This is a genomic window from Aureliella helgolandensis, from assembly GCF_007752135.1.
GTDB lineage: Bacteria > Planctomycetota > Planctomycetia > Pirellulales > Pirellulaceae > Aureliella > Aureliella helgolandensis.
The window spans coordinates 2,000,312-2,014,084 of sequence record NZ_CP036298.1; the positions used below are offsets into that span (position 1 = coordinate 2,000,312).

Below are 13,773 nucleotides of genomic sequence, written 5' to 3' on the forward strand. Positions count from 1 at the left end.
TTGGCCCTGAGTAGCTCGGCCCGAGAGATTTTGACCACTGTTCGACGAGGTGCTGGTCCTTCAAGGAGGACGGCCAGTCGGCTGCCGAAACGAGTCCATTTCGCTGTGGCCCTCTCCATTGCGACCAACTGGAATGCGTTGGCGTATCCCCGAATGCTTGATGTGTCGATAACAGGCTGAAGCAAGCAACAAGTAAAGCAGTTGTAGAGCAACGAAACATCTGTGGACTCTCAGGGATAAACGGAGCGACATACCTCCCCCACAATAGAGCTGAGGCACTAGTCGCCAAGTGCCGTTTGGTGGTTTTCCGCGATCTTTCGATAAGTTTGAAAGCGGGTATCTGTAGGTCGAAGGTCTTTTGGTAGCCTGCTGATACCGTGGCACGCGCCTGCATCGTTCGTGTAAACGGGGCAGGTATGCGAAGAGGACGGCAGAGGATATGCATAAGCCGCTTAAGACGCGGTTCGGACGCCTCAGAATCAGGCGGAATCTGTCAGCATGCTGCTTGAAAATAGGATCTGCTGGCGGATTGTTGCTGACGGCAACAGGTTGCCAAGATGACGTCTCGCCTACAGTTCTCTTTCTACGTTCCACAACCTAGGTGCTGGCACGAAAAAACCCGTCGCATGGGAAGCATGCAACGGGTTTCGGAACTCTGAACTTTCGAGCGGAATTCTAGCGAGTGCTCACAATGCTGCTGTAGGCTTGGTCAAGACCATTTCGCAATGTCCAGGCGCGGCTCGTTGAGCACGAGGTGTGCTGAGCTTGAGTCATGGCATGCTGCAATTTGGAAACTACATGAACCGGCAAGCTACGGTCGCCGAGAAGGTTGGTCGTAGTGGTCATGTAGAGCTGTGCACATGCTTCGTGGTGCCCTGCATTGTAGGTCGAAGAACCCTGTGCAATGGCGTCCACGATTACTTGACTGGCCTTCGTTGCCGACACCTTCTTGGGCTCCGGGGGAAGGATTACAGCATCGATGACGTGAATAACACCGTTCGAGGCGTCGATGTCGGTGGCGATCAGGTTGGCATCGTTGACGCGAGCCTTGCCGTCCGTGACGGTAATGGCAACCGTTGCTCCCTGGAGGGTCTTCGCTACCTTGGCTTCCAGTGCATCTTCAGAGTAAACCCGGCCGGCGACTACATGATACTTGAGAATGCCTGCCAGCTTGTCCTTGTTTTCTGGCTTCAACAGACTCTCTACGGTCCCGGCTGGCAATTTAGCAAACGCGTCATCAGTCGGTGCAAAGACGGTTAACTCGGTTTCACCAGACAGTGCTTCTACCAGCCCGGCGGCTTCGGCAGCGGCGAGCAGCGTCTTGAATGTGCCAGCCTTATCAGCCGTCGTCACCAAATTGTCGCTACTCGGAAGAATCACGCTATCGATCACGTGAATGATTCCATTGGAACACTCGATTTCCGTCGTGACAACTTTCGCCTTATCGACCGATACAGTGCCATCGGTTACGGCAATATCGATCCGCTGGCCGTTGAGAGTTTTCGCACCCTTGAGGCCGACGACCTGCTGGGCCGCAACCTTGCCAGCGACAACATGGTAGGTCAACACACCAGCCAGCTGGCTCTTGTTCTCTGGCTTGAGTAGAGTTTCAACCGTGCCGGCAGGCAGCTTAGCGAACGCGGCATCGGTCGGTGCAAAGACCGTGAAGGGGCCATCTCCCTTGAGGGCGTCGACTAAGTCAGCAGCTTGCAGAGCCGCAGCGAGCGTCTTAAAGGATCCTGCCGCGACGGCAGTGTCGACAATGTCTTTCTCAGCCGCTCCTGAGATGGATGAGCTAAGCAGGACTGCGCTGGTGCTCAATGCAGTCAACATGTTCTTCATTAGGCGTTTCATTTTCAGCTTCCTATTGGTAAGAAATCTCACTCAAGTATGGTTCCGAATCGATCGAGACGTTGGTGGCCACTGCAATCTCTACGCGTACTCTAGAAAGGGGAATCCGGTCGACAAGTGTGAATCGTAAAAGTTCGTTCGTTCTTTTTCTAAGAAGGTGACGGGCTAGTGAATTGCGGTCGCTCCACAGTGGAGAAATTCAACGCTCGCGATCTTAGAACAATCGGTTGAATGGGTTACTAAGGACGCGCCGAACAAAGCCAGCTGCTCACGGGAGCGAAAAAGAAATCCGGAAGCGGCAAGACTCAACGATTCGATCAGTGAGGCGTACGGTGTTCCACGGGTGAAGCGTGGTGTGTAAAGAATCGATCCACAGCAGCGAATGTAAAACGCTGATAAGATTGGCGAGCTGCCGGGGCCAGTGGGCAACCAGAAATGCGCCGTTGGGACGAAAGAGAAGTCGCACAGACCAGTGGGGGAATGGGGGGGCAATCAAAGAAACGCTGCCGGACCGCGGTTGAATTTTAGGCCTGGAAAAAGCCGCTCAACTTCGACTGCCTTCCCGAGAGATTTATCCGGCGATCGGCTCAACTTCCGGGGGGATGACGGAGGTCGTGAGGTGCAACTGGGGCCTGTTGCGGGATGGGACGCATGGCATTCGCCCAGGCTATCGGCAGGCTACAGAGGCTGCCGCGTCGGTGCGCTGGAAGTGAATCCAGGAGCCTCATATGGTGAAGGACAAGAGTCGTTACTCGGCCCGCGTTTCGCTGGACTTGTTGGTTTGCTCGGTCTGGAAAGCTGCGGCTGGTCTCCTATGCCGCTGAAATGAAACATCGGTGAATCTTGGGGCACTCGGATGATCTGTCAATCCTGTTACTCGAGATGTGGAGCGTGTTGGGAAAGCCTGGGGAGGTCACCGTTGAGTCGACTAGTTGGCAGAGATTCTGACTTGGTCTAAGTCAAGTTCATTGGCCATGGCTTGCAGTTTGCTAACGGCCCGACCTTCCAGTTGTCGGACGCGTTCTTTGGAGACACCCAATTTGTTGGCCAGCTCTTGGAGGCTGCGAACCCGGTGGTGAGAGCCCAATGCGAAGCGACAACGAATAATGAACCGCTCCCTGCGATCAAGTCTTTGCAGCATTTGCGAGGTGAAGTCGCGTAGAGCCTTCCACAGCTGATCTGATCTGGAGGATGATTGTGTTTCGTCGGTCTGGCCAAAGGCCCATTCATCGGCTCCGCGAGTCAGGCGGGCTTCTTCTTCCCGAGCGGTCGCCACGAAGCGGTAGGCAGTTCGCGAGATCGAGCGATAGGCGTAGGTACTGAAGCGAAAGCCACGGTCGAAATCGAATTTCTCAACGGCGTTCATTAGTGTGATCGTGCCTTCACTCAGGATCTCGTCAAAGGATTGCGACGGAGTCACAAATTTCTTGACGATCGATATCACCAGACGCATGTTGGCTTTGATAATGTGGTCGCGAACTTGACGCGATTGGCTCAACAGATCCTCGACTGCCTCTAATGCGTGGTGATCCGCGGAGTGGGGCGGCAGGCGGTCGCGGAGTTCGGAAGCCAGGAACTTCAAATAGTTCATCTGCCGAAACAGGATTTTCTCGTCTTCAGCGGTAAGAAGTTCTGCCTCACACAGACGTCCCAAGTAGGCCGGCAAGTCTGTCGGTATTCCGTCACCAGCATTGTTTTGGATGCTTAGGCTGGATAGCAGGTTAAGCGTGTGATCTGTTGAGAAAACAAAGCTTGCGTTGGGCACGTAGTCGATCAGGGGATGATTCTGAGAGGTGGCGGAGGAGGGCGCCAAATCGCCGGAGCTAAGCCCATTCGCTGGGGGATTCTCTGCAACTACTGAGTTCGACATTGAATTGTCCTCGAGCAAGATAAATCGTTCAAAACGTTCACTTCTCTATTTGTATCGTCAATTGGGCGGCGAAGCAATGGAGGATTCGTTCAAAACGTGCATTTTGGGAGAGTTTGTCTGAAGAGCGAAACGATGGATGGTAGGGATTTCAGCTTATTCTTGGCAAACTTTGTGATATGCTTAGCGGAGAGCCAGTGTTTGCGCGGATCTCGCTAACATGCAAAACGTTCAATGGGAGATTTTATGAAAACGCTTGTCACCCCCAAACAGGTGGGGCGGTCCCTCGGCGTGAGCGAGTCGTCGGTCAAGCGATGGTGTGATAACGGCGAGATTGCAGCGCAGTACACCGCGGGCGGGCATCGTCGAATTGCCATCTCCACCGTGCTGGATTTGGTGCGCGCGGGCAAATACACGCTGGTGGCACCAGACGCATTGGGCTTGCCTGCAACGAGTGGGCGAGGGGCGCACGCCACCGCGCATGCTCGCGAAACACTGACCGAGGCACTCCTGGAAGGAAACGCGTCGCGCTGTCGCCAGTTGATTTTCGATTTGTACTTGGCAGAGCAGCACTTGAGTGTGATTTGTGATGAAGTCTTGGCACCGGCGTTTGCTGATATCGGCGAAAGGTGGTCGTGTGGCCAAGCCGAGGTCTATCAGGAAAGACGCGGGTGCGAAATCGTTTTGCACATCATGCATGAGTTGGAAACGCTGTTCCCACCACCGTTGGAAGATAGCTACCTGGCCCTCGGAGGAGCCACTGAAGGAGATCAGTATTCCCTCGGTACGAAGATGGCCGAACTCGTCCTACGCGACACCAAGTGGAACGCCATTTCGCTCGGCGACAATCTGCCGTTTAGCACCCTAGAGTCGGCCATTGCGGACAATCGCCCTAGACTCTTCTGGATTAGTTGTTCTCACATCGCTAATCCCAATCAATTCTTGGCGAGTTACTCTGCACTGTACGAAAGATTCCACTCGGAGATTGCGTTTGTGGTAGGGGGACGCGCGCTGACCGATGAACTGCGGCGGAAGATGAAGTTTTCTGCGTACTGCGACAACATGCAGCATTTGGAAGGCTTCGCGCGTACCCTCTTGGTAGCACTTGAAAAGAAGTCGCTCTAGGGAAGCGTGCCAACTGGCCTGCACCATCTATCGGAGGCAGCTCTCGTCGTCCCAGCGGGCGCGGGCCGCTCGCAGTGGCAGCGGGCAATCAATGATTCCGCTGACATGCAGAACGTGTGCGATTGCTAGACCTGGAACCGCAGGGTATTAATTTCCGGTGTGAGGCGAGGCAGGGCCAGCGTTTGCTTGCTTGTTCGGTAAAGGCACACTGAAACTGCAGTTTTCCGGCGAAAAACTGGAGCGGCATTACGCCGGCTGATCACGCCCGCGTCGAGACGTCCAATTTGCAGCCTGGCTTAGACAGCAGCAGTTGAGAAACTCCAATTTTGCGTTCCCGAAAGCCTGCCTCGCAGTAGCTCAGGTAGTACCGCCAGGTGCGAATGAAGCGTTCGTCAAAACCCAGCGATTGGACTGCTTCGAGATTCTTCTCAAACCGCTCTCGCCACATTTGGAGTGTGTTTGCATAATGACTTCCGATGTCCTCCATGTGCACGAATCGAAAGTCCGTTTTCCGGCCCACACTATTCGCAATGGCTCCCATACTCGGCAGAAATCCACCCTTGAAAATATAATGTTGAATGAAATCCACCGATCGTCGGTAACGCTCGTAACGGTGGTCCGGAATGGTAATCGCCTGTAGGCACATTGCTCCATCTGGGGCGAGCAATTGAGAACATTTCGCAAAGTATTCTGGGAGGTACCGCTCTCCAACTGCCTCGATCATTTCGATGGAGACTAGTTTATTGAAGGAGCCGCAAAGATCTCGATAGTCTTGATTCAACAGGGTGACTTGGTCGGTAAGACCTTGACTTCGGAATCGATCAGCCGCGTAGGCATGTTGTTGTTTGGAGATAGTAGTCGTTGTAACTCGACAACCGTACTGCTTGGCAGCGTGTTCCGCGAAGCCGCCCCACCCTGTACCAATCTCCAAGACATGATCCTTGGCGGAGAGCTGTAGTTTGCGGCAGATGCGATCGTATTTCTCGATCGAAGCCTCTTCCAGGGTTGATTCTGCCCGGTCAAAAAATCCACTAGAGTAGGTCATGGTAGGGTCGAGCATCAACGCAAAGAACGCATTGCTCAAGTCGTAGTGGGACGAAATATTGCGGCGACTACCACGCCGGGTATTTCGATGCAGCCAATTCGTAGCAGTGCGAAGGGGGCGCATCAGCATTGCTCCGCCTCGTTCGACACTCGCCAACGCTTCCATATTGCCCGCCAGCACTTGCATCGCTTCGGTGAGGTTCGGAGAGTCCCAGTCACCACGAATATAGGACTCTGCTGCACCCAGGCTGCCACCCAGGGCTACCTGGCGATAGAAGCTGCTACGATGGACTTGGATCGAAGCGGACGGGGCAGCTTGGAGGCGGACTCCGAAGCGATTCACGCCGATGGGGTCCTGGATCGTCAGTTGCCCACGTTGAAACTGCTGCAGCTGCCTATGCACCAAGTGGCGAGCGAATTGATTGCCTCGACTCTCGAACCAACGGTCGCGCGCTACTGGACTCGGGATTCTTTGGCCGGACGCAAAGGACTCGAGCACTGAGTGGTTTGAGTTGAACTGCTTCGCTTCTTCGGGTGCGTATGGGAAGGACATTTTTTCCACCAAAGTTTGAGAGCCTGGAAGTAGATCGCCGCGCAGATTTTGGCGGTCATCATGGGATAACGCAGGGACATTCGCCTGAGATTCTGGCGATCGAGTGAGCGCCGTTGGAGCGCTAAATCTGCTTCGAATTCGACCGAGGAGTCCCGAGTGTTGGCCAAGCGAACCTGGAGAGTCGCCTCCGGTTGCGATAATCGCCAGCGGTATTGCATCTCCATGTCCATGAAGGGCGAAACATGGAAATCTTTAGGGTGGCTGAAGGTGAGCTCATGGGATTCCTGCAATTGGTTTCCTTTCCAAAGCACGTAGCAATGGCGTTCTTTCCAGGGAGTGTTATTGACTTCCGCCACGACGGCCTCGACGCGGTTGGCCTCAGCATCAAAACAGTAGTACAAATTCAGCGGACTCATGTAGTAGCCGAAATTACGTAGTTGCGTGAGTAGACGAATCGGGCCTGTCGTTTCACAGCCTGTCTGCTCGAGGACTAGGGAACGCACCTCGGTTGCAAGGGGGATGTCCGGCTTGAACAAATGGTCCCCTCGCAGGAACGATCGGACCGAGGTGGCACGATTGCCCAGCAGCGCCCTGCTACCGAGCATGGCGGGAATTTCATCCAAATCCAGGTAGACCATATAGAGTCGGTACTGAAATTGATGATTTAGAGGCACATGGCGGCGGTGGCTGACCGTCCCCTCGTAGATGCAGCTATGCATGATTCAAGATTGAGTCCAAAGTTTTTAGTAACCTCCAGCGCACTGTTGACACCATCTTCGTGAAAACCGTAGCCCCAATAGGCGCCGCAGAAATGAGTTTGATTCCTACCGTTGATCTCGTGCAACCTACGCTGCGCGGCAATTGCGGCTACGCAATAGGCCGGGTGTTGATAATGGAAACTTCGAATCACGCTCCCGGCGGCTATGTCAACCGATGGGTTCAGCGTCAACAAAATTGGAGTCGGCGAATGGTGGTTCTGTAGCCGGCTGAGATCGTAGGTCACCGAAGCGTTTTGGTTGTCATCCTCCGAAATGCGATAATTCCAACTCGCCCAAGCACGGCGTGTGCTTGGCAACACTCGCGTATCCGTGTGCAGCACGGCGGTGTTGGCGTGGTAGGGGATCGCACCGAGCACCTCGCGTTCGGCCGGAGTGGGAGCCGCGAGCATTCTGAGGGCTTGGTCCGAATGAGTCGCGAATACCACTTGGTCGAACACCTCCAGTCTTCCACCTACCGATTTTACCGCGACTTCCTCCCCTGAGCGAATTACCGTGTCCACAGGCGAATTCAACTTAACCCGATCCGCGATGGGCTTGAGCAGGGCATCGACATATTCCCGAGCTCCGCCACGAATTGTTCGCCATTGCGGACGATCACGAAGTTGCATGAGCCCGTGATTGGCAAAAAATCCAACCAGGAAACTTGCCGGGAAATCCAGGATCGACTGGGGAGTGCTCGACCAGATGGCTGCGGCCATCGGAACCAAGTACTGCCTAAGAAAGGTTTCTCCAACACCGCACGCAGTGAGAAATTCGCCCACGCTCTGCTCGTCCTGAGGTAGTGCATTCTGTGCCGCCGACATGCCGGCTCGATTAAAACGCACGATGTCTCGCAGCATCCGCAGAAAGCTAGGACTGAGGAGGTTTGCTCTCTGGGCGAAGATTCCGTTAAGGGAACTCCCTTGATACTCCACACCGCTGCTATCGCATCGCACGCTAAAGCTCATGTCGCTCGGTTGAGAAGCAACGTCTAAAATTTCCAACAAACGGCAGAAATTGGGGTACGTTTTCCGGTTGAACACCATGAAACCAGTGTCGACTGGATAGGGTACGCCTTCCAGTTCAACGTCCACGGTGTTGGCATGACCGCCTGCGTAGTGACTGGCTTCGAATACCGTTATAGAATGCTGCGTGGAAAGAATTCTGGCAACGAGACACCCTGAAATTCCACTACCAATGACTGCGATACGCATCTTAGGCTCCCTGGCTTGAGGAATCGACAAGATTGCGCTTTAGGATGTGGTTGGGGACCGGCTTGAGGTCCCAGACCAGGCCCAGCCATGACATCACGACGAGTAAATAGTAGGACACGTCGATCTCCCACCAGAGGAAGCCTTGCCGAGCAGATGTTGGGAAATGGTGATGATTGTTGTGCCAGCCTTCCCCGAAGGTGAACAGAGCCAGCCACAGGTTGTTCCGACTGTCATCCCCTGTCGCATAGCGGCGCGTTCCGTAGGTGTGGGCAAGCGAATTGATGCCGAACGTCACATGGTAAAGAGCGACGGTTGAGACTACGAAACCCCAGACCAACATTTGAACGCCACTCGTTCCCGATTGTGGTGAAACCATGCGGACGAACTCTCCCAATCCATACATGCTGAATGCAAGGAGGACCGGCGCGAAGAAATCGAACCGCTCAAGAAACCGCAGCTCTGGAAACTTCAGCCAGTCCTTGACTACGCGGTGGTTGGTCTCATATCCCTCGTCGGTCATGAACCACAACATGTGACTCCAGATGAAGCCCTGCTGCGAAGGCGAATGAATATCGTTGGGGTTGTCTGAGGCGCGGTGATGATGGCGGTGGTGCGCTGCCCACCAGATGGGGCCACGCTGAGCTGCGCTGTTCCCCAACAGGGCTCCCATGAACTGTACTGCCCGAGACGTCTTAAAGGCCCGATGGGAGAAATAGCGGTGGTAAAAGGCGGTCAAGCCAAAAACTCGCGCAAAGTAGACGAACGCAGCCACTGCAATTGCAATCCAACTCCAGCCCACCACAAAAACCATGAGGCAGGCAGCGTGAAGCAAGAAGAAGGGGGCAACCCGGAACCATTGAACTTGACCGGTGGACGTCATGAGTGAGCCGTTGTGGACGAGGGGGACCGATACGCCAGCGAGGAATCTCTACCAGTGCTCTAGAGAGCCTCGGCGAATCGTCAAGTGACCGATCTTCAAAAAAGAGCATGCACTCGGCTTAGAAGTTCTGTTTCGGCGGGAGCGGTAGGAATGCGCTGGTACTCTTCAGGTACTGCTCGTAGCCGTCGATGCGACTGCGGAGCGAGTTTTCCAATAGCCGAACACCGGAAACTCGGATGAGCAGGAAGGACATCAGCAGAGGGCCAATTGCAGTCCACCACCAGTTGACTGAATCTGCAGCAACGAGGTAAAAGCCCCACCAAATCAAGAAATCTCCGAAATAGTTGGGGTGCCGCGTATACCGCCACAGTCCTTGATTCATGACTTTGCCACGATTGGAGTTCTGTGCTTTGAAGCGGGCCATTTGGTAGTCGCCGATGGATTCGAAAGCCAGGCCGAAGAACCAAACCGCGATCCCCAGCCAGGAAACAGCGTTCAGCTCGCCAGCTTGGCGGATTCCCACTTGCAATGGCAGGGAGATGATTGCCGTCAAAAGTCCTTGCAAGCCGAATACGGTAAATAAACTGACTATGGGGAACCGCGGTCCATGCTTTTCCCGCATGGCCGCGTAGCGATAGTCCTCGGGTTTTCCCACATTGCGCCAAGCCAAATAGCCAGACAATCGCATGCCCCAAATCGACACCAAGAGTGTCAGCAGGATGGGTTTGGTCATCCATTCTCCACTCAGGACCAGCGATAGCCAGGCGACGATTACGAAGCCCAGGCCCCAGAAAATGTCGATGATACTTGCATTTTTTAAGCCTAGGCTGATCAACCAGAGCAACAGCAAAGCTGCAGCCAGCGCGGCTAGATTGCAGATAAAGAGTAGTCCAAGGCTCATAAGACTCATTCCGAATGCGAATATGGTGAACGTCTGAAGGGGTTGACTCGACTCTATCATCGTAGCTGGCAGGGAACCCTTGGGTTTCCAACTCAATTGAAGCAACAAGCCTCGCGGCTCCGGGATGTCGTGTGGGCTGGCTTGGGCGTAGGCCCCCACCCGGCCACCAAACGCCAAGTCACGGCCCTTGGGCCAGGGCGGAGTGCTTTTCCGCCAATTGAACAGTTGCTTTCCTTGAAACAGTCCGTTTCGTCGGAGCTCTTTACCAGGAATCAGAAAATTATGCTCAACGCGATCGACCTTGCAGAATCTGGTGTGGCACCCGACTGGCTGATACGGATCGGAATTCGACGCTTGTTGTCCAAGCGGATTCAAGGCTCGCATTCAGTGGACGTAGCAGCGTTTGCGCGAGAGATTGGCAGTGGGCCCTTGGCACTAGAGTCTCAGGCGGCCAATGAACAGCACTACGAAGTACCAGCCCAATTTTTCGAGTCCTGCCTCGGGCGGCGTATGAAGTACAGTGCCTGTCTATTTCCACATGCCTCAACGTCGCTAGTTGAAGCAGAGGAGGAAATGCTGCGGCTGACCTGTGAGCGGGCTGAGATCTCCGATGGGATGCGCGTGCTTGAGCTGGGCTGCGGCTGGGGCTCCTTGACCCTGTGGATTGCTGAACATTTTCCCAACTGTACGATCACGGCACTCACTAATTCAAACAGCCAACGAGAGTTCATCGAACAAACCGCTCGACAGAGGAAATTCGTGAATGTTCGCGTCATTACGGCTAATATGACGGAGTTCTCTGCCGACGAAAAGTTTGACAGGATCGTATCCGTTGAAATGTTCGAACACATGCGTAACTACAAGCTGTTGTTCTCACGCCTTGCGGGTTGGCTCGCCCCTCAGGGCAAAGCTTTCGTTCATGTTTTCTGCCACCGCAGTACCCCCTATCTGTTTGAAACCGAGGGCGCGGACAATTGGATGGGGCGTAACTTTTTCACTGGAGGCATGATGCCATCGGTAGATTTGTTTAGCCACTTTGACGATTGTTTGGGCATCGAAAAACAGTGGACGGTGAATGGCCTGCACTATTGGCGAACTTGTGAGGAATGGCTTCGAAATCTCGACTCCAACCGGTCGCGTGCCCTTGAAAGTTTGAGTAAAAACGTAGGGATAGGTAACGCAGAGAAGGCCTTGCAGCGATGGAGGATGTTTTTCATGGCATGCGCAGAGCTATTCCGCTACCGCGACGGCATGGAATGGTTTGTCGCCCATTACCTGTTTACCCCGCAAGAGTCCGGTAGTCCGCAGGCTCACCGCGGTGAGCCTGCATTGGTCCAAGAAGGCGGAGTGTGAGTTTCCTCGGAAAGCTCGCGTTTGTGTGATTGCCGTCGGTCACGTGGCGCCTACACTGCCGAGGACAATGAGGTGAGTACGTGGCATCTCGAGAGCCACTGTTGTTAACTTATTCCAATACCGCGAATCCATCTTGTGAATCGCATTGGCATGATCCCTTCAGGAAGTAGAACGCGATGCCTACCGAGCAACACGATCCACGAAATCGGCTTCACTGTATGGAAGTCCAAGGCGGACACGGTACGGACTCCCAATTTTTTAGGCGCCCCGGTCTCGATGTGTGGATTTGGAATCAATCTCGGCAGGACGCCAAGGTGGAAGGCGGTGACATCCACTACGTCTCCTCTTGCGCCTCGGGACGAATTACCAGAATGCTGATGGCTGATGTTGGAGGTGTCAACAACCATTTCGCCGACGTTGCCTGTCGCTTGCGAGACGTGATGGTGCGGAACATCAACGCGATCGCTCAATCCTCGGCGGTTCGACAGATGACAGCCCAGCTGGACTCAACTTCTCAACAGGGAGGCTTCGCCTCGGTACTTCTTAGTACGTTCTTCGCACCGACTCGGTCGTGGACCGTTTGCAATGCAGGCCATCCACCACCGTTGCTTTACCAATCGGTTAAGGGGGAGTGGGCAGCGCTCAAACCGCTGTCTAGTGAACTCCCACCAGCCGCAGATTACGCTGGCAATGTCGATGTTTCCGAATACCAGAATTTTAAGCTCAGGCTAGACGCTGGCGATATGTTCTTCTGCTACAGCAACTCCCTAACGGAGTGTCGTCAAAGCAACGGGAGAATGATGGGAGTTGAAGGGATTCGCAGCCTCGTGCAGAGATTGTCCGAGTCGTCCAACCCGGAACTCGCGCTCAACGAATTGATCCTTACGATTCGAGACGCTCATCAAGACAATTTGTGCACGCAGGATGCAACAGTCATGCTCAGCAGAGTGACTCCTACACGCGTTTCACTGCGAGACAATTTTCTGGCGCCATTCCGCTTTATTCGAGGTGCCAACGACCGAACGTCCTTGTAGCTCTCGCCTTGATTAACTGGGGAGCACAGCCGTTTCGCAATTGCCAAGCAATCCCGAACGCTGAACGCCGCACCGGATGCTAAGGGGAGATGCGAAGCGTAAGTTTCATTGAAGCCAACTGGACACCGGCTTGCCAAATTTCCAGTTCGTGTTGCGAACCGCACGCATGCAACGCCTGTCGGCTGCCGTACGTCGGGCGACAGTCCCGTGCGGAAAATCCGTCAGAGGAAGGAAGTGTTTCGGGCACTTCTAAAACGGGTCGACTCACGTGCTGGTCACGTGGGCTGGCAGGAGAAGATCGCTGCAGCGTTTTTACTTTTTCTCAATTCTCACAGCCAATTAGCATGGGGAGCTCAGCACTGTGCGCCAAAAGACATACGTCATCGTGGGTGGAAGTCACGGCATCGGCTGGGGACTCGTCAAACGTCTGGTTTCTAGTGGAGCTGCCGTTACCATAATATCTCGAACCATCGGGGAACTCTCTAGCCTACCGGGGATCAACCACTTACCGCTGGACGTCACGCAGGCAGAGATCGATTCGGACCAGCTGCCGGCATGTATCGACGGTTTGGTCTATTGTCCCGGCTCGATGAATTTTGCATCTATCCGAGCTCTAAAGCCGCAATCGCTGGCAGACGATTTTGAGTTGAATGTAGTGGGCGCGGTGAAGAGTTTGCAGGCTTCGTTACCAGCCATGAAAGCGGCCGGTACGTCGTCGATGATTCTGTTTAGTTCGGTGGCAGCAGGTCAAGGCCTACCGCTGCATGCAGCGGTGGCTGCCTCCAAAGGAGCTGTCGAAGGTCTGACGCGTTCGCTCGCGGCTGAACTGGCGCCGGAGATTCGCGTTAACTGCATTGCGCCCTCGCTAACAGACACTCCGCTGGCAGAACGTTTGCTGTCGAATGAGCAGAAACGCGGAGCGATGGCCGAACGCCATCCCCTGAAACGGATCGGAACAGTTGACGACGTTGCTGCGGTAGCGGAATTCTTGTTATCGGACAACGCCGCTTGGATCACAGGGCAAGTGATGAACGTCGACGGTGGTATGTCCACGGTCCGCTGCTAAAGCTCACCGGATTTCTCCTCGGCACTGCTTGCGGCGGCCACTTGAGATGCCGCGATGACTTGCCCAAACTTCCGTCGTTTCCCCCGCCCCCTGCCCTGCAAGTTCAGCTGGGCAGGGTTTAGTTAAG

The 13,773-nt window shown here is 54.5% G+C and carries 11 protein-coding genes; 4 read left to right on the forward strand and 7 right to left on the reverse strand.

Annotated elements, in window-relative coordinates:
- Positions 1–675 precede the first annotated feature (675 nt).
- Both Q31a_RS31520 and Q31a_RS07060 read right to left on the reverse strand, forming a co-directional pair.
- Positions 676–1,854: a fasciclin domain-containing protein gene (locus Q31a_RS31520; RefSeq protein ID WP_231691099.1), complete on the reverse strand. Its 1,179-nt coding sequence runs from the start codon at positions 1,852–1,854 to the stop codon at positions 676–678.
- Between the two features lie 925 nt (positions 1,855–2,779).
- Positions 2,780–3,721 carry a sigma-70 family RNA polymerase sigma factor gene (locus Q31a_RS07060; RefSeq protein WP_145075983.1) on the reverse strand — a complete coding sequence of 314 codons (942 nt, stop codon included), beginning with the start codon at positions 3,719–3,721 and terminating at the stop codon, positions 2,780–2,782.
- Positions 3,722–3,964: 243 nt separating this feature from the next.
- Here Q31a_RS07060 and Q31a_RS07065 point away from each other — a divergent pair, with 243 nt between their 5' ends.
- Positions 3,965–4,843 (forward strand): B12-binding domain-containing protein, encoded by an 879-nt coding sequence (locus tag Q31a_RS07065; RefSeq protein WP_145075986.1) that lies wholly within the window; start codon positions 3,965–3,967, stop codon positions 4,841–4,843.
- A gap of 259 nt (positions 4,844–5,102) precedes the next feature.
- On the opposite strand, the gene Q31a_RS07070 is transcribed toward Q31a_RS07065, so the two are convergent.
- The 5 genes from Q31a_RS07070 to Q31a_RS07090 form a co-directional block, all read right to left on the reverse strand.
- Positions 5,103–6,290 (reverse strand): SAM-dependent methyltransferase, encoded by a 1,188-nt coding sequence (locus tag Q31a_RS07070; RefSeq protein WP_197356375.1) that lies wholly within the window; start codon positions 6,288–6,290, stop codon positions 5,103–5,105.
- 50 nt (positions 6,291–6,340) lie between these two features.
- A complete protein-coding gene (locus Q31a_RS07075) occupies positions 6,341–7,159 on the reverse strand; it encodes a DUF1365 domain-containing protein (protein ID WP_145075992.1) in 819 nt (272 codons plus the stop codon).
- The gene (locus tag Q31a_RS07080; protein ID WP_145075995.1) at positions 7,105–8,412 is read right to left on the reverse strand and encodes an NAD(P)/FAD-dependent oxidoreductase; all 1,308 of its coding nucleotides are present in this window, start codon (positions 8,410–8,412) and stop codon (positions 7,105–7,107) included. Before Q31a_RS07080 ends, Q31a_RS07075 begins: the two co-directional genes overlap by 55 nt.
- A 1-nt stretch (position 8,413) precedes the next feature.
- A complete protein-coding gene (locus Q31a_RS07085; RefSeq protein ID WP_145075998.1) occupies positions 8,414–9,292 on the reverse strand; it encodes an acyl-CoA desaturase in 879 nt (292 codons plus the stop codon).
- Between the two features lie 118 nt (positions 9,293–9,410).
- Positions 9,411–10,193 carry a DUF1295 domain-containing protein gene (locus Q31a_RS07090; protein ID WP_145076001.1) on the reverse strand — a complete coding sequence of 261 codons (783 nt, stop codon included), beginning with the start codon at positions 10,191–10,193 and terminating at the stop codon, positions 9,411–9,413.
- Positions 10,194–10,475: 282 nt separating this feature from the next.
- Here Q31a_RS07090 and Q31a_RS07095 point away from each other — a divergent pair, with 282 nt between their 5' ends.
- From Q31a_RS07095 to Q31a_RS07105, 3 genes are all read left to right on the forward strand, one after another.
- Complete coding sequence (locus tag Q31a_RS07095) at positions 10,476–11,546, forward strand: SAM-dependent methyltransferase (RefSeq protein ID WP_145076004.1); 1,071 nt, start codon at positions 10,476–10,478, stop codon at positions 11,544–11,546.
- A 176-nt stretch (positions 11,547–11,722) separates the two neighbouring features.
- Positions 11,723–12,580, forward strand: a complete 858-nt coding sequence (locus Q31a_RS07100) for a PP2C family protein-serine/threonine phosphatase (RefSeq protein WP_145076008.1) — start codon at positions 11,723–11,725, stop codon at positions 12,578–12,580.
- A gap of 361 nt (positions 12,581–12,941) precedes the next feature.
- Positions 12,942–13,646: an SDR family NAD(P)-dependent oxidoreductase gene (locus Q31a_RS07105; protein ID WP_145076011.1), complete on the forward strand. Its 705-nt coding sequence runs from the start codon at positions 12,942–12,944 to the stop codon at positions 13,644–13,646.
- The last annotated feature ends 127 nt before the right edge of the window (positions 13,647–13,773 follow it).

What these genes read in the sequence shown, in the direction of transcription:
- Q31a_RS31520 (WP_231691099.1), bottom strand. Translation starts at nt 1,854, where the DNA reads ATGAAACGCCTAATGAAGAACATGTTGACTGCATTGAGCACCAGCGCA.
- Q31a_RS07060 (WP_145075983.1), bottom strand. Translation starts at nt 3,721, where the DNA reads ATGTCGAACTCAGTAGTTGCAGAGAATCCCCCAGCGAATGGGCTTAGC.
- Q31a_RS07065 (WP_145075986.1), top strand. Translation starts at nt 3,965, where the DNA reads ATGAAAACGCTTGTCACCCCCAAACAGGTGGGGCGGTCCCTCGGCGTG.
- Q31a_RS07075 (WP_145075992.1), bottom strand. Translation starts at nt 7,159, where the DNA reads ATGCATAGCTGCATCTACGAGGGGACGGTCAGCCACCGCCGCCATGTG.
- Q31a_RS07080 (WP_145075995.1), bottom strand. Translation starts at nt 8,412, where the DNA reads ATGCGTATCGCAGTCATTGGTAGTGGAATTTCAGGGTGTCTCGTTGCC.
- Q31a_RS07085 (WP_145075998.1), bottom strand. Translation starts at nt 9,292, where the DNA reads ATGACGTCCACCGGTCAAGTTCAATGGTTCCGGGTTGCCCCCTTCTTC.
- Q31a_RS07090 (WP_145076001.1), bottom strand. Translation starts at nt 10,193, where the DNA reads ATGAGCCTTGGACTACTCTTTATCTGCAATCTAGCCGCGCTGGCTGCA.
- Q31a_RS07095 (WP_145076004.1), top strand. Translation starts at nt 10,476, where the DNA reads ATGCTCAACGCGATCGACCTTGCAGAATCTGGTGTGGCACCCGACTGG.
- Q31a_RS07100 (WP_145076008.1), top strand. Translation starts at nt 11,723, where the DNA reads ATGCCTACCGAGCAACACGATCCACGAAATCGGCTTCACTGTATGGAA.